14 protein-coding genes are annotated in these 18,580 nt (G+C 56.0%); 11 read left to right on the top strand and 3 right to left on the bottom strand.

Annotated features, from left to right (window positions below):
- Positions 1-9 precede the first annotated feature (9 nt).
- The 10 genes from dppC (at position 10) to E0L21_RS16415 (ending at position 14,743) form a co-directional block, all read left to right on the top strand.
- Complete coding sequence (gene dppC, locus E0L21_RS16460) at positions 10-912, top strand: dipeptide ABC transporter permease DppC (protein WP_131411360.1); 903 nt, start codon at positions 10-12, stop codon at positions 910-912.
- A 10-nt stretch (positions 913-922) separates the two neighbouring features.
- Complete coding sequence (gene dppD, locus E0L21_RS16455) at positions 923-1,906, top strand: dipeptide ABC transporter ATP-binding protein (RefSeq protein WP_131411358.1); 984 nt, start codon at positions 923-925, stop codon at positions 1,904-1,906.
- Positions 1,903-2,916 (top strand): dipeptide ABC transporter ATP-binding subunit DppF, encoded by a 1,014-nt coding sequence (gene dppF, locus E0L21_RS16450; RefSeq protein ID WP_131411356.1) that lies wholly within the window; start codon positions 1,903-1,905, stop codon positions 2,914-2,916. The genes dppD and dppF overlap by 4 nt, the downstream gene beginning before the upstream one ends.
- Before the next feature lie 636 nt (positions 2,917-3,552).
- The gene (gene bcsO, locus E0L21_RS16445; protein ID WP_131411354.1) at positions 3,553-4,065 is read left to right on the top strand and encodes a cellulose biosynthesis protein BcsO; all 513 of its coding nucleotides are present in this window, start codon (positions 3,553-3,555) and stop codon (positions 4,063-4,065) included.
- Positions 4,056-4,859 (top strand): cellulose biosynthesis protein BcsQ, encoded by an 804-nt coding sequence (gene bcsQ, locus E0L21_RS16440; protein ID WP_131411352.1) that lies wholly within the window; start codon positions 4,056-4,058, stop codon positions 4,857-4,859. Before bcsO ends, bcsQ begins: the two co-directional genes overlap by 10 nt.
- A gap of 15 nt (positions 4,860-4,874) precedes the next feature.
- On the top strand, positions 4,875-6,986 hold the full coding sequence (gene bcsA / locus E0L21_RS16435) for a UDP-forming cellulose synthase catalytic subunit (RefSeq protein ID WP_131411350.1): 2,112 nt from the start codon (positions 4,875-4,877) through the stop codon (positions 6,984-6,986).
- Positions 6,983-9,262 (top strand): cellulose biosynthesis cyclic di-GMP-binding regulatory protein BcsB, encoded by a 2,280-nt coding sequence (bcsB, locus tag E0L21_RS16430; RefSeq protein WP_131411348.1) that lies wholly within the window; start codon positions 6,983-6,985, stop codon positions 9,260-9,262. Before bcsA ends, bcsB begins: the two co-directional genes overlap by 4 nt.
- Before the next feature lie 14 nt (positions 9,263-9,276).
- Complete coding sequence (locus tag E0L21_RS16425; RefSeq protein ID WP_131411346.1) at positions 9,277-13,260, top strand: cellulose biosynthesis protein BcsC; 3,984 nt, start codon at positions 9,277-9,279, stop codon at positions 13,258-13,260.
- Positions 13,260-13,739, top strand: coding sequence for a cellulose biosynthesis protein BcsD (gene bcsD, locus E0L21_RS16420; RefSeq protein WP_131411344.1), 480 nt, complete (start codon positions 13,260-13,262; stop codon positions 13,737-13,739). Before E0L21_RS16425 ends, bcsD begins: the two co-directional genes overlap by 1 nt.
- Before the next feature lie 8 nt (positions 13,740-13,747).
- On the top strand, positions 13,748-14,743 hold the full coding sequence (locus tag E0L21_RS16415) for a glycosyl hydrolase family 8 (protein WP_131411342.1): 996 nt from the start codon (positions 13,748-13,750) through the stop codon (positions 14,741-14,743).
- A 39-nt stretch (positions 14,744-14,782) separates the two neighbouring features.
- Here E0L21_RS16415 and bcsG read toward each other — a convergent pair whose 3' ends face one another.
- From bcsG to bcsE, 3 genes are read right to left on the bottom strand one after another with little or no spacing between them, the layout of a single operon-like run.
- Positions 14,783-16,462: a cellulose biosynthesis protein BcsG gene (gene bcsG / locus E0L21_RS16410; protein ID WP_131411340.1), complete on the bottom strand. Its 1,680-nt coding sequence runs from the start codon at positions 16,460-16,462 to the stop codon at positions 14,783-14,785.
- Complete coding sequence (bcsF, locus tag E0L21_RS16405) at positions 16,455-16,652, bottom strand: cellulose biosynthesis protein BcsF (RefSeq protein ID WP_131411338.1); 198 nt, start codon at positions 16,650-16,652, stop codon at positions 16,455-16,457. Before bcsF ends, bcsG begins: the two co-directional genes overlap by 8 nt.
- Entirely contained in the window at positions 16,649-18,208 is a 1,560-nt protein-coding gene (bcsE, locus tag E0L21_RS16400; RefSeq protein ID WP_131411336.1) for a cellulose biosynthesis c-di-GMP-binding protein BcsE, read from the bottom strand. Before bcsE ends, bcsF begins: the two co-directional genes overlap by 4 nt.
- A 172-nt stretch (positions 18,209-18,380) precedes the next feature.
- Here bcsE and bcsR point away from each other — a divergent pair, with 172 nt between their 5' ends.
- Positions 18,381-18,569, top strand: a complete 189-nt coding sequence (gene bcsR / locus E0L21_RS16395) for a cellulose biosynthesis protein BcsR (RefSeq protein ID WP_017458258.1) — start codon at positions 18,381-18,383, stop codon at positions 18,567-18,569.
- The last annotated feature ends 11 nt before the right edge of the window (positions 18,570-18,580 follow it).

The following is an 18,580-nucleotide window of genomic DNA, read 5'->3' as shown; positions in this document are numbered from 1 at the left end:
GGGGCCATCATGTCACAAGTCACTGAAAATAAAGTTGTCTCCGCACCGGTGCCGATGACCCCGCTGCAGGAGTTCTGGCACTATTTCAAACGCAACAAAGGCGCGGTCGTCGGGTTGGCTTACGTGGTGATCATGCTGATTATCGCCGTTTTCGCCAACTTCCTGGCTCCGCACAACCCGGCGGATCAGTTCCGCGATGCGCTACTTGCGCCGCCGGTCTGGCAGGATGGCGGCACCTGGACGCACATTCTCGGTACCGATGATGTTGGCCGCGATACGCTGTCGCGCCTGATGTTCGGTGCACGTCTGTCGCTGCTGGTCGGCTGTTTGGTGGTTGTGTTGTCGCTGATCGCCGGGATTGTCCTCGGTCTGGTCGCCGGTTACTTCGGCGGTATTGTCGACAACATCATCATGCGTATCGTCGATATCATGCTGGCGTTGCCAAGCCTGCTGCTGGCACTGGTACTGGTGGCTATTTTTGGCCCGTCGATAGTTAACGCCTCGCTGGCGCTAACGTTCGTTGCCTTGCCGCATTATGTGCGTCTGACGCGCGCGGCGGTGCTGGTGGAAGTGAACCGTGATTACGTCACCGCTTCCCGCGTGGCGGGCGCAGGCGCGATGCGCCAGATGTTCGTCAATATTTTCCCTAACTGCCTTGCGCCGCTGATTGTTCAGGCGTCGCTCGGTTTTTCCAACGCCATTCTCGATATGGCCGCCCTTGGCTTCCTTGGCATGGGTGCGCAGCCGCCAACGCCGGAGTGGGGCACCATGCTCTCCGACGTGTTGCAGTTCGCACAAAGTGCCTGGTGGGTCGTGACCTTCCCCGGTGTTGCGATTCTGCTGACGGTGCTGGCATTTAACCTGATGGGTGACGGCCTGCGTGATGCGCTCGACCCCAAACTGAAGCAGTAAGAGGCTCGAGATGGCGTTATTAAATATAGATAAATTATCGGTGCATTTCGGCGACGTTGGCTCCGAATTCCGCGCTGTAGACCGCGTGAGCTATAGCGTAAGCCAGGGCGAAGTGGTCGGTATTGTGGGTGAGTCCGGCTCCGGTAAATCAGTCAGCTCGCTGGCTATCATGGGGCTGATTGATTTCCCCGGTCGTGTAATGGCGGAAAAACTGGAGTTTAACGGCCAGGATCTAAAACGCATCTCGGAAAAAGAGCGCCGCAGCCTGGTGGGTTCCGAAGTGGCGATGATTTTCCAGGATCCGATGACCAGCCTGAACCCGTGCTACACGGTCGGTTTCCAGATTATGGAAGCCATTAAGGTGCATCAGGGCGGGAATAAGAAAACCCGCCGTCAGCGGGCGATTGACCTGCTGAACCAGGTGGGTATCCCCGATCCGGCTTCGCGTCTGGACGTTTACCCGCACCAGCTTTCCGGCGGTATGAGTCAGCGCGTAATGATTGCGATGGCGATTGCCTGCCAGCCGAAACTGCTGATTGCCGACGAACCAACGACCGCGCTGGATGTGACTATCCAGGCGCAGATCATCGAGCTTTTGCTGGAGCTGCAGCAAAAGGAAAACATGGCGCTGATCCTGATCACTCACGATCTGGCGCTGGTGGCGGAAGCGGCGCACAAAATCATTGTGATGTACGCAGGCCAGGTGGTGGAAACCGGTGAAGCGAAGGATATCTTCCGCGCGCCGCGCCATCCTTACACTCAGGCGCTGCTGCGTGCGTTGCCGGAGTTTGCGCAGGATAAAGCGCGTCTGGCCTCGTTGTCGGGCGTGGTGCCGGGCAAATATGACCGCCCAACTGGCTGCTTGCTGAACCCGCGCTGCCCGTATGCAACGGACAAATGCCGCGAGCAGGAACCGGAACTGAACACCGTCGATGGCGGCCGTCAGTCCAAATGTCACTACCCACTCGATGACGCCGGGAGGCCGACACTATGAGTACGCACGAGGCCACCACGCAACCGCCGCTGTTGCAGGCTATCGACCTGAAAAAACACTATCCGGTGAAGAAGGGCTTTTTTGCCCCGGAACGCCTGGTGAAAGCGCTGGACGGTGTATCGTTTACCCTTGAGCGCGGCAAAACGCTGGCGGTGGTGGGCGAATCCGGTTGTGGCAAATCCACGCTGGGTCGCCTGCTGACAATGATTGAAACCCCGACCGGCGGTGAACTTTACTACCAGGGTCAGGATCTGCTGAAGCACGATCCCCATGCGCAGAAGCTGCGTCGACAGAAAATCCAGATCGTCTTTCAGAACCCCTACGGTTCGCTGAACCCGCGTAAAAAGGTGGGGCAGATCCTCGAAGAACCGCTGCTGATCAACTCGTCGCTCAGCAAAGAAGCGCGTCGGGAAAAAGCGCTGGCGATGATGGCGAAAGTCGGCCTGAAAACCGAACATTATGATCGCTATCCGCATATGTTTTCTGGCGGCCAGCGCCAGCGTATCGCTATCGCCCGTGGTCTGATGTTGGATCCGGATGTGGTGATCGCCGATGAACCGGTATCCGCGCTGGACGTCTCCGTGCGTGCGCAAGTGCTGAACCTGATGATGGATTTGCAGCAGGATTTAGGGCTCTCTTACGTCTTTATTTCGCATGACTTGTCGGTGGTTGAGCACATTGCCGATGAAGTGATGGTGATGTATCTCGGCCGCTGCGTAGAGAAAGGCACCAAAGAGCAGATTTTCTCGAATCCGCGTCATCCGTACACTCAGGCGCTGCTTTCCGCGACGCCGCGCCTGAACCCGGACGAGCGCCGCGAACGTATCAAACTGACCGGCGAGCTGCCAAGCCCGCTTAACCCGCCACCGGGCTGCGCCTTTAACGCCCGCTGCAGCCGTCGTTTCGGCCCTTGCACGCAGTTGCAACCGCAGTTGAAAGACTACCGCGGGCAGTTGGTTGCTTGCTTTGCTGTCGACCAGGATGAAAACGGCGAAAAACCGCGCGTTTAATCCCCACGTTATGCCTGGTGGCACGGCGTTTACTGGATCTACGTATTGTTGTAGGCCCGGCGATCGTGGTGTCATCAGGCATTATCGTTGGTGCTTTTCCTTTATGAACCTTCCGGTTTTATTTAGAAATTTCCAATAAAATAGCCAGAAACGCCGTCGTGAAATAATTCCAACGGGAATAATGAGTTAGGGAAATATTTGCGATATATGGTAGTAATATTTATTTCTGGATATTTCTACTAGTAAGAGAAAATTAACGACAATTTAATGAGGAATAGCTTGTTATTCTTTTAATTTAATTAACCATGCTATTTAAATGGATTAATTTGCCTTAAGCGTATGTTTTTTTATGTCATTTTGTTTTCTGTGTAGATATTTCTACTTTAATAGATTTTGTGCAAAAAAAAGATGGCGCATGTATAGCCAATGTTTATATATTTGCTGCAATTAAACAGCGTGTTAGCACTACTAAACTTTAGCGCGTAAAACCACGCTGAAAACCATCGCTGAAGCATGACTTCGTACCCGCGTAAAACAGCACCGCCGCAATTAAAAAAAACCATCACTTGATGCTATCAGGATACCGATCCTGACGGTGATGGACGCAATTTTATTTTGTAAATCATGAGAATAACTATGGGTCATTACGATGATTTGCAGAGGTTTAAGGATAAGACTCGCAATCAGAAGCACGATTTTAAGGATCTCTCCGCACAGAACCTCGCACAAGACCAGAGTAATTGGGCAATCATTAACCAGCTTTCTCCCGCTACGGATGAATCGATGCTGGCGATGGGCGGCCATGTGTCGCTGCCTGTCCCGCAATCCGTCGATCCTGAACTCTTTGCCGCGCAAGAACCGGCTGCGGTGGTGGATGATGTTGCACCTGCGCCTGCGCCAACAACCTCTCTGCTAAAAGATGTCGCCAGCCAGCTCGATGCGGTAGCCCCAGCGTTCAACGCCGCAGCTTACACGCCTGCACCTGCAAGCGTTGCACCGGTTATGCAGATGCCATCGCCTGCAAATCCTTCTTCCGCTCCTGTCAGTTATGCCCGGCTTTTCGCGGCGAAAGCGACGGAGGAGAAGCCCCGCGCGGAAAAAAATCAGCCTTTACACTCGTTGTTAGAAAGGATCGCTTCATGCCGTTGATTTGTGTGTGTTCGCCGAAAGGCGGTGTCGGAAAAACGACCCTGACGGCAAATCTGGCCTACGCCCTTGCCCGCGCGGGCAGCAAAGTGCTGGCGCTCGATTTTGACGTACAAAACGCGCTGCGTTTGCATTTTGGTGTCCCGCTGTCTGACGGGCGCGGCTATGTGGCGCGCGCGGCGGAATCCTCGGACTGGAGCCAGTTTGTACTCACCGCGGGCGGCAATATTTTCGTGCTGCCGTATGGTGATGTCACAGAAGAGCAGCGCGTCGCCTTTGATGAGCGTTTAACGAATGATGAGCATTTTCTGACGCGCGGCCTGAATACGCTGCTCAACTATCCGGGTTTGATTATCGTTGCCGACTTTCCTCCCGGCCCATCTGCGGCGCTGAAAGCGATGTCGCGGCTGGCCGATGTACATTTAGTCACGCTGCTGGCCGACACTGCCTCGCTCTCGCTGTTGCCGTATATCGAAAATAACCGCCTTACCGGCGATGTGCTGAACCGCAAAGCCGGTCACTACTTTGTGGTGAACCAGAGCGACAACCGTCGGCAAATCAGCCGCGACGTTACCGCATTTATGGAGCAACGTCTGGGCAATCAACTCCTTGGCGTGTTGCACCGCGATGAGAGCGTCGCCGAAGCCAATGCTTCTCAGCAATCGGTATTTGATTTCAGCCCGGCGTCCGCTGCGGCGTTCGATATCGAACTGATTGCTAAACGGGTCGCCGGAATTTTGGGCGTCAAAATCGGTGACGGCACGGTTCACAACTCGCCACGCATGTCAGGCTTCTAACGCTTCGGGCAACGTATGAAAAAGTTTCTCTCTCTTTTGCTGGTTCTGGCAGTGCTGCCTGTCGCCCTGTTGGTGGTAATCACGCCAATGGACAGCCAAAAACAGTACATTTTTGGCCTGATCAGCATCGGCATTCTCTGTGTCATGGGCTTGAGCAAAAAGCGCAGTATTTCGGTGATCATGGTGGTGATGTCGGTGCTGCTCTCGACGCGCTATATCTATTTTCGCCTGACACAAACCCTGCACTTTAATTCCGAAATTGAAACCCTCCTCGGCATGGGGCTGTTTCTCGCGGAAGTTTATGTCTGGGTGATGTTGCTGCTCAGCTACTTGCAAACGGTTTGGCCGCTGAAACGCGAACTCGTACAGTTGCCGGATGATATGAATCTGTGGCCGACGGTCGATGTCTATATCCCGACCTATAACGAACCGCTGGATGTGGTACGCGATACGGTGCTGGCTGCGCAGTGCATGGATTACCCGCGCGATAAGATGAAAATCTATCTGCTCGACGACGGCAAACGCAGTGAATTCGCCGTGTTTGCCGCCGATGTTGGCGTCGGTTACATCACCCGTAACGATAACGCGCACGCCAAAGCCGGTAACCTCAACCATGCGATGAAACTTACCAACGGCGAGCTGATTTGCGTTTTTGACTGCGACCACGTCGCGACGCGCATCTTCTTGCAGGCCACGGTCGGCGGTTTCCTGAAAGACCCGAAACTGGCGCTGGTGCAGACGCCGCACTACTTCTATTCGCCCGATCCGTTTGAGCGTAACCTTTCCGTCGGGCGCAATATCCCCAACGAAGGGGCGCTGTTTTACGGCCCGATTCAGCAGGGCAACGATAACTGGAACGCCACCTTCTTCTGCGGCTCGTGCGCGGTGATCCGCCGTAGCGCGCTGGAAGAGATTGGCGGTTTTGCCGTGGAAACGGTCACCGAAGATGCGCATACCGCCCTGAAAATGCAGCGTCTCGGCTGGGGTTCGGCGTTTATTGATATTCCGCTGGCGGCGGGGCTGGCAACCGAGCGTCTGGTGCTGCATGTGATCCAGCGAACCCGCTGGGCGCGCGGTATGACGCAGATTTTTCGTCTCGATAACCCGTTGTTTGGCCGTGGGCTGACCATCCAGCAGCGCCTGTGCTACCTGAGCGCGATGCTCTATTACCAGTTTGCTTTGCCGCGTATCGCCTTTGTGACCGCGCCGCTGGCTTACCTGCTGTTTAACCTGAATATTATTCATTCTTCGGCCAGTCTGGTATTTGCCTACGCGCTGCCGCATCTGTTCCTGGCGGTGTATGTTAACTCGCGGCTGAATGGCCGCTTCCGTTACAGCTTCTGGGGCGAGATTTATGACCTGGTGATGGCGTTTCACATTGCGCTACCAACAATGGTTACCATGCTGTTTCCCAAACGCGGCAAGTTTAACGTCACCGACAAAGGCGGCCTGCTGAATGTCGGCTATTTCGACTTCAGCGTGGTGCGCCCGCATTTGATCATTGCCTTGCTGCTGGCGGCGGGCGTGGTCGCCGGGATTGTCCGCGCCTGTGCGCATGACTACTTTGGTGTTGATCCGCGCGTTATTGTGCTGAACGTTGGCTGGGGATTGTATAGCCTGATTTTCCTGCTGGCGGCGATTGCTGTCGCGCGCGAAACCCGCCAGACCCGCAAAACCATCCGTATTGATGTCGATATCCCGGTGCTTATCCATTACGCCAGCGGAATTACGTCGCGTAGCCAGACGGCGGATTTGTCGATGGGCGGATGCCGCATTGTGGTACCGGATGATCGACACCTGAACGATGACATCGAAGCGATTGAACTGCTGCTGCAATCCGGCGCGATTAGCATTCCGGTGCAGACCGTCGCCAGCGACGAGCAGCATATCCGCCTGATGTTCGACGATATTCCACTGTCGCGCCGCCGTGAACTGGTGCGCGTGGTGCTCTCCCGCGCCGATGCATGGATCCACCCGCCAAAACCGCAGGACAACCCGTTCCGCTCGATGTTGACCATTGTGCGTTGTGTTTTTGATCTCTTCTGGCTGACATGGAAATCACGCCGCGAAAACCGCCGTTTACGCACGCAGCACGCGGCAAAGGTTGCGCAGGAGGAGAGCGTATGAAGCGGCTAACCACGCTTGCCGCGCTGCTCGGCGCACTCTTCATCGCGCCGTTACACAGTGAAGAAACGACGGTTGAATCGCTGCTGCCGCTGAATCTGCCGCCGATAACGCAATCTACACCGACATTTGTGCCTTCGGTGATGAGCAGCGTCAGCATCGCACAGATGGGCCAGCCGCAAGGGATCACCCTCAGCGGCGGGCAATTCCAGGGCGGCGTCGATTTTACGCTGCCGGTCGACCAGGTAATGACCAGCGCCCGGCTGGCGCTGAACCTGAGAATTTCCCCGGCGCTGGCGGCGCGTAACGCCACCATGCAGTTGATGCTTAACGGCCAACCGCTCGGCACTGTGCCGCTGACGGCGACCGACAGCGACCTTGCGCGCTACCAGCTGGATGTTCCCGCAGCGTTGATGGTTTCCAGTAACAGCCTCAGCTTTAAAATTAACGATGGCGATGCCATGCAGTGTCAGCGCGACCTGAGTGACAAATATCGTGTCACTATCCTGCCGGATTCGCGCTTTGAGCTGGAAGGGCAGCAACTGGATATCGGCGCGGATCTGAGCCATTTCCCGCGTCCTTTCTTTGACAGCATGCAGATGTCACCTGCGGCGATTACCATGGCATTTGCACCTCAACTCAGCCCGGACGCCATTAGCGCCGGGGCGCTGATCGCCTCGTGGTTGGGTATTCAGGCCGATTACCGCGGTGCCTCGTTCGCGGCCTACCACGACCGTCTGCCGGAAAAAAACGGCATTCTGATTGGTCACCCCGGCGAGCAAATTGGCGGTTTAACGCTGCCGCAAACCAGCCAGCCGCTGCTGAAAATTATCGATAACCCGGCAAACCCGGTTTACAAACTGCTACTGGTGGTGGGGAAAGATGAAAGCGAATTACGCGCGGCGGCCTGGCGTTTAACGCGCGGCAACTTTGCGCTGCAAACCCCGGCGGTGGATGTCGATGCGCAGACGATCCCGCTGAGCAAACCGTACGATGCGCCGCGCTGGATCCCAACCGATCGTCCGGTGAAGTTATCGGAGCTGATCCGTAAAGATCAAAGCCTGACCGCCACCGGGATCTGGCACCCGCCGTTGCAGGTGGCGTTTCGCGCTGCACCCGATCTGTTCTTGTGGGATGGTGAAACCATCCCGCTGCATATCGGTTACCGTTTCCCGGCGGAAAACTGGATCGACGAACAACGTTCGTGGCTGAGCATGACCCTGAACGACACGTTCCTGCACAACCTGCCGGTCAATAAGCAGGGCGCGCTGGAGACGCTGTGGCGCAAGCTGGGCGGCGATGCGCGGCAGGAGCAATTTGATATGCCGCTGGAGCCGTACATGATTTACGGCGACAACCAGCTTTCGCTCTATTTCAACATCGTGCCGAAAAAGAACGCGCCGTGCAGCACCTTGCTGAATAACAACATTAAAAGCCGCATTGATGACGATTCGTGGATCGATCTCAGCCATACCCGCCACTTTGCGCTGTTGCCAAATCTTTCCTATTTCGTCGGTGCTTCTTTCCCGTTTACCCGCCAGGCGGATTACTCAGAAACGGTATTGATGCTGCCGGTCAACCCCAGTGAAACGCAGATTGCCACACTGTTTGATTTGGCGGCGCGTTCAGGCAACGCCACGGGAACTGCGCTCAGTCATAACCGTGTCGTGTTTGGTGTGCCGACCGGCGGCAGTTTCCTTGAACTGGTGAGTGGCCGCGATGTGCTGGCGGTAAGCGGCATGGATCAGCATGACTTTAACCGTGCGCTGCTGGCCAATTCGCCGTTTGCCACCCACGACAGCACGCTTGGCGTACGTGAGCCTTCTAGCAGGCAGAAAGTGCAGCGCTGGATAACGGGTGACTGGGCGGCAGAAGGCCTTGAAGCCGATCGCTACTTCTCTTCCAACGAAGCGTGGCGCGGCTTTATCAGCTTCCGCTCGCCATGGAACGATGCGCGGCTGGTGGTGCTGGCACTCGGCAGCAACGACGAACAGTTGTCGCATCTGCATGACGATCTGGCTTCGGCAAAAATCAACGCCGGGATTCGCGGCGATGCCGCCATTATCACCAATGAAAACGGTGTTCGCAGCTTCCGCGTCGGCGAGCAGTTCCCCAGTGGCGAAATGCCGCCGCAGATGAAAGTGGTCTGGTACGCCAACCAACACTCGGCACTGCTGGCGATCCTTAGCCTGCTGGTGGGGTCGCTAGTGGGGTGGTTGTTGTATCGCATGCTGAAAAAGCGCGAGCGTAAACGTCTGGATGCGGGGAACAGCAAGTGAAGAGGGTGACAAAAATGCCTAAAAAAACCGCCCGTCGGCTGACAACAATTTGCCTCTCCGGCGTGCTGACGCTGGCGACCTCCGGCATGGCGCAGGCCGCGCCGAATGACGCGGCACTCAAGGCGCTATTTGATCAAGCTAACTACTGGCATGAGAAATCCCACGACGACCTGGCAATGGAATCGCTGAAAAAGGTGTTAATGGTCGATGCCAATAACACCCAGGCGATGTACCTGATGGCGCTGTGGGCGCAGCAAAATGGCGATGTGCAAACCGCCGCGCAGTGGCGAGCCAGGCTGGCGAAAACCGCACCGGACGATAACGGTTTGCAGGCGCTGGATAATGCTAAGCAGTTGTCGCAAGTGCCGCAAGGACACTTAACGCTCGCGCGCCAGCAGGCACGCAGCGGCAATGTGCCCGCGGCGCTGGAAACCTGGCGCAGTTTATTCAATGGCGACACGCCGCCGCCGAGCCTCGCGCCGGAATACTATTTGACGATGGCGGGCGATAAAGCGCTCTACCCGCAGGCGCTGGCGGAAATCCAGCGCTTCGTCGCCCAGCATCCGCAGGACAATGCCGCCCGCGTGGCGCTGGGTAAAATGTTGACCTGGCGAGAAACCACGCGCCGCGACGGAATTTTACTGCTGGAGCCAATGGCCAGCGGCAACAAAGAGGCAGATGAAGGATTGCGCCAGGCGCTGCTGTGGTTAGCGCCGCAGGCTGGCGATGAACGCTTTTACGATACCTGGTTGCAGCGCCATCCGCAGGATAGCGAGGTCCAGGCGTACTACCGTAAAAATGTCGGTGGCAGCGCGAAAGGCGCAGGCTTTACCGCGCTGAATAGCGGCGACAGCAATGCCGCAAAACGCCAGTTTGAGCAGGTATTGCAAACCAACCCGGACGACGCCGATGCACTGGCAGGCATGGGTTACATTGCCCAGCGTAACGGTGATTATCAGGCGGCGGCACAATATCTGAACCGGGCGGCGAGCCAGGGGGGTGAAGCTTCAGCCGAACGCAAAGCCCAGGCGGAAGACGCCGCGTTTTATGGCCAACTGGCGCAGGCACAGCAAGCGTTAAAAATGGGCAATGTCAGCCAAGCACTGGCACTTTCCGCGCCGCTGGTGCAGCAGAGCGGTGAACGCGGCACGGCGGCAAAATTGTTCCGCGCTGATGTGCTCCGCCAGAACAAAGATTACCCGCAAGCGGAACAAGCCCTGCGCGACATTCTGAACGAGCAGCCGCAGAATGCGCCGGCGCGGGAAAATCTCTATTACGTGCTGCGCGATCAAAACAAAGCGGCAGAAGCGCAAAGCATGCTGCGCACGTTACCGGCGAGTTTGCAGGAAAAACTGCAACCGCGCGTGGTGACGGGTACGCCTGGCGACCCGCTGCGTCGGCAGGCGCAACAACTGGCGGCCAGCGGAAATACGTCGCAGGCCATTGCCGTGTTACGCCAGGGCGTGGCGCGCCTGCCGGATGACCCGTGGTTGCGCCTTGATTTGGCGCGTTTGCTGCAACAATCGGGGCAGGAAAATGAAGCCGCGAACGTGATGCTGCCCGCGCAAAACCCGCGAGCAGGCGCCAGTTCGCTGTATGCTGCCGCCCTGTTCGCCAGTGAAAATGGCGGCTGGCAGCAGGCCAGTATGCTGCTGTCACGTATCTCGCCCGCCAGCCAGAACGGCCAGATGCGCGATCTTGCGCAGCGGGTCAATTACAACCTGCAAATGGCGACTGCAGAGCGTTACCTCGCTCAGGGCAATATGACGGCGGCAGCCAATACTCTGAAAGCGCTGACGGCCACACCGCCGAAAAGCCCGGTCGATGCCGGGAAACTGGCGCGCATGCTGGCGCAGACTGGCGATACCACTAGCGCCGTTGCGCTGGTGCGTGAAAGTATGAAACAGGGCGTGCAGGGCAACATCGGCGATTATGCCGATCAGGTTACGGTGCTGAACCAGGCGGGGCTTAACCAGGAGGCGCAGGCCTTTGTTTCCCGCCCGGACGTGCAGGCGCGCAGTACGCCAGCCCAGCTTGCCGGAGTGCGTAATGGCTATGTGATCAACGAAGCGGATCAACTGCGTGAGCAGGGCAATTATGCCGCCGCCTATGACAAGCTGATCCGCGCGTTGCAAAACGACCCGCAGAACACGGATTTGATGTTCGCGATGGGGCGTTTGTATCAGTCCGGTAAGATGAACAAAGAAGCGGGTGTACTGTATGACTACCTGATGACGCGCGACAGCGAGGATCAGGCGGCGCGCGTTGGCGCGATTGATGTCGCGCTGGCGGAAAATAACATCGACAAGGCACAAACCTTAGCCAGCGGCCTGCGCAGCAACAATTCGCCGGATCGCTTGCTGTTGCTGGCGCGGCTGGAAGAGGCGAAAGGCAATCATCAGCAGGCGATGACCTACCTGCGCAGCGCACGCGGCAAGCTGGTGGGGCTGGAGTCGGACAACAGCGCGGCAACGCCGACAATCGGCGGTGTGTTGCTGGCGGATAACCCGTTTACCACCACCAGTAAAAGCGCGGCACCGCAGTCGCTGTATGGGCAAACGCTGCCGTGGCAAGTCGCACAGGTGGCGCACGAACCGGGCAGCAATTTGCCTGGCACTACACGTACTGATTTGCCGGTCGAAACGGCGCAAACGCGAACGCTGCGCCAGGTCGATGACATGATGCAGCAGATGAACGAGAAAACCGGAATGTGGTTGCAGGGTGGCGTGGAGATCCGTGGTCGCGACGGGGAAACCGGCACCAGCAAGCTGACGGAAGCCAAAGCGCCGCTGACCTGGTCCAGCTCGCCGTTTGGCGATGCGCGGTTTGAATTTACCGCGACGCCGATTTCGTTAAGTTCCGGTAGCGCTGATGGTGATGCCTGGCGGCGTTATGGTGCGAACCCGCTGGCGAATGGGGTGAGCAATATTGCGACCTCGATTAAAAACGCCAATAAATCCACAGTAACTGACGGCAGCGATAAATTTATCGATCTCGCCGGTTATGCCGATGCCAGCAAATTGTCGCCGTTTACCGAAACGGGTTACGACAATCTCACCTCGCTGCTGTCATCGGGCCGCCTGAAGAGCCTGAGCGAATCAAACTATAAGACCAACTATAGCGACCCGATTAAGTCTTCCACTGATTCGCAAAACGCCAGCGGCGTTGAACTGAATATGGCGCTGAGCGGCGACAGCTACAAGCTGGATATCGGCAGTACGCCGCTGGGGCAGGATTTAACTTCGCTGGTGGGCGGCGTGAAATGGTCGCCGAAACTGACCAATTATTTGACACTTATCCTCACCGGCGAGCGGCGTGCGGTGACTGACAGCTTGTTGTCATACGTTGGACTGCGGGACGCCTACTCTGGCGAGCGCTGGGGGCAGGTCACCAAAAACGGCGGCAGCGCGCAGTTGAGCTACGATGACGGCGATGCGGGGTTCTACATTGGCGGTGGCGGATACAGCTACCTCGGTAAAGATGTGGCGAGCAACACCAGCGTGAATGCCAATGCCGGGGTTTATCTGCGTCCGTGGCACGACGATTTCCGCCAGTTGCAGACGGGGCTGAGCGTTGGTTGGATGAACTATTCGAAAAACCTCAGTTACTTCACTTATGGCCAGGGCGGTTACTTTAGCCCGCAGAACTACGTGAGCGTGTCGTTGCCGGTTGATTTGTCGCAGAAAATCGATAACTGGAACCTCAGTATTGGCGGCGCGGTGGGCTACCAATCCTACACGCAGGATAAGAGCAATTACTTCCCGACAGAACCGGAAGCACAGAAGATGCTGCAACAGCTCGCCGATATGGGCTTTGTGAAAGAGGCGCAGTATCAGGGCGGTTCGCAGAATGGTATTGGCTATAACTTCCATGCCGGGCTCGATTACAACGTGAATAAAAACATGTCGGTAGGTGGAAAAGTCGGTTATGACACCTTCGGCAGTTACAACGAAAGCACCGCCGGGGTTTGGCTCCGGTACATGCTGGGGGATAAATAATGACAACCAACACTGCAAACACGCTGCTGCTTGGCTATTTCCAGCAACAGCAAACGTCGCCGGGCTGGTTTGATCTGCTGAACGTGATGATTGACGGTATGGTCAGAAATGTCGGTGAAGCGGAAAGTCTGCCGTTCCTGCGCCAAATGGGCGAAGCATTAGCGGATCGTGTGCCGCTTCCGGCGTCGGCGACGGTGGGCGAGCTGGAAGCGAATATTAACGCGCAACTGGCGGTGTTCAACTGGGGGTTTATTGATATCGAAACCTCTGAGCACGGGATGGCGTTTCGCCACCAGGCGTTGCCGGTGGCTCGCGAAGAGGCCTACCAGACCCGTTGGTGCTATGCGTTTTGCGCCATTCTTGAAGGGCTTTATTCGCGCTGGCTGCAAAGCCAGGGCGGCGAGGCGAGCCTCGTGTTTACCCGAGAAAGGCTCTATTCTGTGGCGGATGTTCTCTTCCGTTACGCTAACCCACAGTGAGTTTGCCCATGTTGAAGCGCGTTTTCACCGCGATGGTGGTGATGGTGAGTCTGCTATTTGCATCCGTTTCCCAGGCCGCTGGCGCCTGGGAGAGTTATAAAGCGCGTTTTTTGATGCCGGATGGTCGCATTGTCGATACCGGCAACAAAAATGTCTCCCACACCGAAGGCCAGGGCTTCGCCATGCTGATGGCGGTCGCCAGCGACGACAAAGCGGCCTTTGACAGCATGTGGGGCTGGACCAATAAAACGCTGAAGAACAAAGCCAATGGCTTGTTTTACTGGCGTTATAACCCGGTGGAAGCCGATCCCATCGCCGATAAAAACGACGCGACCGATGGCGATGTGCTGATCGCCTGGGCACTACTGAAAGCCGGTGAGCGCTGGAACAATGCCGCTTACCTTGCTGCCTCCGATGCGATTACTCAGGCGGTGCTCAAACATACGGTAGTCAGCTTTGCGGGTTACCGCGTGATGTTGCCGGGCGCCAACGGTTTTAACCTCAATACCTATGTAAACCTGAATCCGTCCTACTTTATTTTCCCGGCATGGCAGGCTTTTGCCGACCGCAGCCATCAGGTGGTGTGGCGCGATTTGATCAAAGACGGGCAAACGCTACTTGGCAACATGACGTTTGGCAAAGCGCGCTTACCAACGGACTGGGTTTCACTTTCGGCGGACGGCAAACTGAACCCGGCGAAAGAGTGGCCGCCGCGCATGAGCTACGACGCCATTCGTATTCCGCTGTATGTGAGCTGGCAGGATCCGCACAGCGCGTTGTTAACGCCGTGGCGCAACTGGTGGCAGGGTTTTGGCCGCAGCCAGACTCCCGCATGGGTGGATGTGGCGACCAACGATAACGCGCCGTACAACATGAATGACGGTTTACTGGCGGTGCGGGATTTAACGTTGGGTGTAACGCCCGTACAACCACAGATCACCGCGCAGGATGATTACTACTCCGCCAGCCTGAAAATGCTGGTCTGGCTGGCGCAACAGCGCTAAAGCGATAACCTCTCCCCGCCAGGGGAGAGGTTGGCAGGATCACTGCGGGTAGGGCACCCAGTCACCGCCGTTCAGGCGAACATACGGCTTATTCTGGTACTGCAACACAACGGCGTTAGCGTTTTCGGACACCGGCGCGGTTTGCGGCAGATTACTGGTAAGCTGCTGCCAGTTGACGTTGTCCTCGGTAAAGATTTTGCCATCCAGCACGCGGGTGACAATCTCGGAGATCGCCAGGAAACTGCTCGGCTGCGTAATGGTTATCGGCGCGCCCTGATGCGGTGATTTCATGCCAAAGAACTTAATCGCCGTCGGCACGTTGGTAATCGATGGGCTTGGGATATCGCGCAGGCCGGAAACCTGCATTTTATCACCCTGTAGCGCCGCGCCGTGTTCCGGCACCAGCACCACCATCACTTTGCGCCCGGATTTATCCAGTTGCGTGAAGAACGCATCCAGCTCATCAAACAACTTCTGCGCGCGCAGTTTGTAATCGGCGGTTTTGCGATTGCCCGGAAAGTGGTTGCCATCGTGCAGCGGAAGCAGGTTGTAGAAGGTCGCGGTGCGCTGGCCCTGTTTAAAGCTGTCGGACTCCATCCAGCGGTTCAGCACCGCTGTGTCGTCATAAATCGGCGAGCCGTCAAACGAGAGCAGCACCGGCGGCAGCCCTGCCTGGTTCATCAGCGGCGCTTGCATACCACCGTTGTCGCGCACTTCTTTGAGGAAACCGCCGAACTCACCGTTGTGGTCCATCATCAACTGCTGGCTGAAGCCGAGTTTCGACAGGTTATCAAACAGGTAGCACTGCGTATTGGCCTGCTGGTAGAGATTTTTATGCGACGGCTGGCCGCAGCTGGCGCGCAGCAGGCGAATTGCCGCCGGGCCGCTGTAGGCGGTCGCCGAGTTGAAGTTTTTGAACTCAATATCAAAGTGTGACCACAGCGGGTGTGACGCTAGCCCCGCCGCTTCAATATCGGCCCAAGAGAGGGAGCAGATATTGATGAACAGCAGATCGAACGGTTGGGCATCTGCCGGAAGCTGCGCCGGGAAGGTGCTCTGGCGTTTCTCTTCTGCGGCGTAGAAACTTGCCAGCCACGCGTTCAGATTCTCTGAGGTTGGCGGCGCGGTTTGTGCGGGAATATCGCCAACCACCGGCGTATCGCCCGCCGCTGCGACCGTTGCCGCCGCCGAGCCGCCAGTGGTGGTGACGGTCGTGGTCGGTTGGCCTGCGGGCCACAGATTAAATGCCGGCCCGGTCAACGTCAGCACGTTTAACCAGATCATAATCGCGACGACAAACACGGTGACGCGGATCCACTGCGACAAGAACAGCCAGGCAATTAGCATCACGAAAATCGCGCCAATCATCTGCCAGTTGATAAAACGCATGACCAGATCCCACAGGTAATCGGCACTGAAGCCCGCGACCTGCGAGCCCTGGCTCATCATACTTTCAAGACCCGGCAACCAGGTGTCGTGCCAGAACAGACCGAAACCGATGGGAATGGCAACCCAGTGACGTAAGCGATGCAGGCTGACGCGCGGCAGCGGCATCAGCAGAAAAGCCATAAACACCAGATTCAGCAGCGGGTGAAAGTTAAGGTAGCCCGCCCACAACAGACCGAATTTCACCAGAAAATAGAAATTCCAGCCAGAAAGGCCACGCCAGTATTGCCACAATGGCAAAGGCGTTGAAGTGGTCATAGTATGATTAGTCATGTTTTCGGTCTGCCTTGACGAACGATTCCCGGCGCAGCACTCCGACCGGTTTTACATAGCGTGGTTTGGTAAACAGTATGCGCAACGCGCTGCGGATCGGGCGTATCCAGTGGCGTGTAAGGTAGCCCAGTGGGAAAAAGATCAGGGCGCAAAGCACCACAAGCTGAATAATATCGCTGATTGACATCATGAGGTGCGCTCCGGGGCTTTACTGAATAACCGCAACGGTTCCGGGATTCGACGCCAGTTTGTACCGTCGTACTCAGCATTAATGATTTTCTTCTCTTCGGCGGTAACGGGCAGCGGTTTCGCCCATTTATCTGGTGACAGTGCGCGCATTTGCACCAGCTCTGCGGCAATCAGGCTATCTTCAAACCACACCACGCGATTAGAGAAAATGTCTGCCGTTGGCAGCGGGAAAATGTGGTTCAACGCCGTGTCGAGATCGTTAACCCGGCAGAACGACAAAAACAGCACCAGACGATTATCGCCGAGGCTGACGATATCGCCCACGCGATTTGGGCGGCACAGCGTTAGCGCTTGCTCGACGCGAATACCGGGCACCGGGCGCAGCGCGACCAATACCCCTTTGCCATCGGCGGGCAACAGCGAGTTTTGGACCATATTCCCGACGGCGTCGCAGAACACGTTCCACGGCTGAAAACCGCGCAGTTTTAGCGGCTGAGTCATGGAAAGTAGCGTGGTGATATCTTCCGGCACCAGGCGGTTAAACTGCTGGCCCTGCACGCTTTCAATAAGCGTCAGACAGCGGGAAAGGGGCGCGTTCCAGGGGATCACCATATTGGCACCACAGCCGAGCAACAAGCGTTCGTCAGTAGCACGCAGGCTGGCCTGGCTTTCACGAACAATAATTTTTAGCCCGCTGCCGCGCTGGCGGCGCAGCGTGTGGACCTGGCGTGCGATGTTATCGATTTGATTGTTTCGCGCAAGGGTGAAAATCAACGTTGCCGCCTGGCTGGAGCGCGCTTCTTCAAATAATGCTTCGTTGGTGTCAAATAATGTCCAGTGTTCCGACAGCGGCGGTGCGCCTTCCAGCACGGCAACGTTGCTTAATATGCGTTTCTCATCGCTGCGTGGTTGCACCGATGCTTCTTCTTGCTTCGCAAGTTGCCAGCGACCTTGATGGTGATTAAGTACTAATTGCTGGCGCGCGCTAATGCCTTTTTCATTACACCACCAGGCAATATCATAAACATGCATATCGTTTCGGTAGCGTAAACTCGCCAGTCCAAACAACGAACGATATTCACTCATTAAAATTGATGATTGTTTGTCGTTATTGTTGCCAGGGTTAATAACCAGTAAGGTGCATTTATGATATTTCGCCCAGGTATGAGTTCTTTCTAACCACTGTTGTAAATCAGGCACGGATATATTCTGCCAGGCATTATTTGCGCACAGCAGAATCAGTAAATAATTTTCAGGTTCAAATGAACAAAGCAAATCGCGGGTGAAAAAGTATAGACTATTGTTCTGATTTGGCATGGTGAAAATTCTGATTTTATCAGGACCATGCTCTTTGTCTAACTCAATGATTTTCATCAAGTTATGACCCATGCCGATTGCCGCCACCTGCGCTTTTTTATCCTGGGCCGCGAGCGTTTGGTTTATCAGACTTATTGCATCTTGTTCACGATCGGTATTAACCCACCAAACGCCACCCGCAGGCATATGACGCAATTCGTCCCATAACGATTCAATGCCGATAGAAAATATGGGCTCCACGATGTCCCTCTTGATGCAAAATTGTCTGTATCTCAGTTTACTAGCGAAAGCCGAGAAATAAACCTAACATTGAAATTAAAGAACATCAGATTTAGCATGTAAACGAATTTTCTCGGGCACGATGCCTTGCTACATCTGTACGTGTGTTTCTATTCAAAGGGATCGGGCCAGAATGCATAACAATGAACCCAAAACGCAGTCAGACCCAACTCTGGGCTATACATTCCAAAATGATTTTCTGGCGTTAAGTAAGGCATTTTCATTGCCTGAAATTGATTACGCCGATATTTCCCAGCGAGAACAGTTGGCGGCGGCATTTAAGCGCTGGCCGCTGCTGGCAGAATTAGCCCGTCAACAATAAGGGATAACCAG

The sequence above is a fragment of the Kosakonia quasisacchari genome (assembly GCF_004331415.1).
In the GTDB taxonomy this organism is placed as follows: Bacteria; Pseudomonadota; Gammaproteobacteria; order Enterobacterales; family Enterobacteriaceae; genus Kosakonia; species Kosakonia quasisacchari.
This window is presented reverse-complemented; position numbering and strand designations above follow the sequence as displayed.

What these genes read in the sequence shown, in the direction of transcription:
- dppC (WP_131411360.1), top strand. Translation starts at nt 10, where the DNA reads ATGTCACAAGTCACTGAAAATAAAGTTGTCTCCGCACCGGTGCCGATG.
- dppD (WP_131411358.1), top strand. Translation starts at nt 923, where the DNA reads ATGGCGTTATTAAATATAGATAAATTATCGGTGCATTTCGGCGACGTT.
- dppF (WP_131411356.1), top strand. Translation starts at nt 1,903, where the DNA reads ATGAGTACGCACGAGGCCACCACGCAACCGCCGCTGTTGCAGGCTATC.
- bcsO (WP_131411354.1), top strand. Translation starts at nt 3,553, where the DNA reads ATGGGTCATTACGATGATTTGCAGAGGTTTAAGGATAAGACTCGCAAT.
- bcsQ (WP_131411352.1), top strand. Translation starts at nt 4,056, where the DNA reads ATGCCGTTGATTTGTGTGTGTTCGCCGAAAGGCGGTGTCGGAAAAACG.
- bcsA (WP_131411350.1), top strand. Translation starts at nt 4,875, where the DNA reads ATGAAAAAGTTTCTCTCTCTTTTGCTGGTTCTGGCAGTGCTGCCTGTC.
- bcsB (WP_131411348.1), top strand. Translation starts at nt 6,983, where the DNA reads ATGAAGCGGCTAACCACGCTTGCCGCGCTGCTCGGCGCACTCTTCATC.
- E0L21_RS16425 (WP_131411346.1), top strand. Translation starts at nt 9,277, where the DNA reads ATGCCTAAAAAAACCGCCCGTCGGCTGACAACAATTTGCCTCTCCGGC.
- bcsD (WP_131411344.1), top strand. Translation starts at nt 13,260, where the DNA reads ATGACAACCAACACTGCAAACACGCTGCTGCTTGGCTATTTCCAGCAA.
- E0L21_RS16415 (WP_131411342.1), top strand. Translation starts at nt 13,748, where the DNA reads ATGTTGAAGCGCGTTTTCACCGCGATGGTGGTGATGGTGAGTCTGCTA.
- bcsG (WP_131411340.1), bottom strand. Translation starts at nt 16,462, where the DNA reads ATGACTAATCATACTATGACCACTTCAACGCCTTTGCCATTGTGGCAA.
- bcsF (WP_131411338.1), bottom strand. Translation starts at nt 16,652, where the DNA reads ATGATGTCAATCAGCGATATTATTCAGCTTGTGGTGCTTTGCGCCCTG.
- bcsR (WP_017458258.1), top strand. Translation starts at nt 18,381, where the DNA reads ATGCATAACAATGAACCCAAAACGCAGTCAGACCCAACTCTGGGCTAT.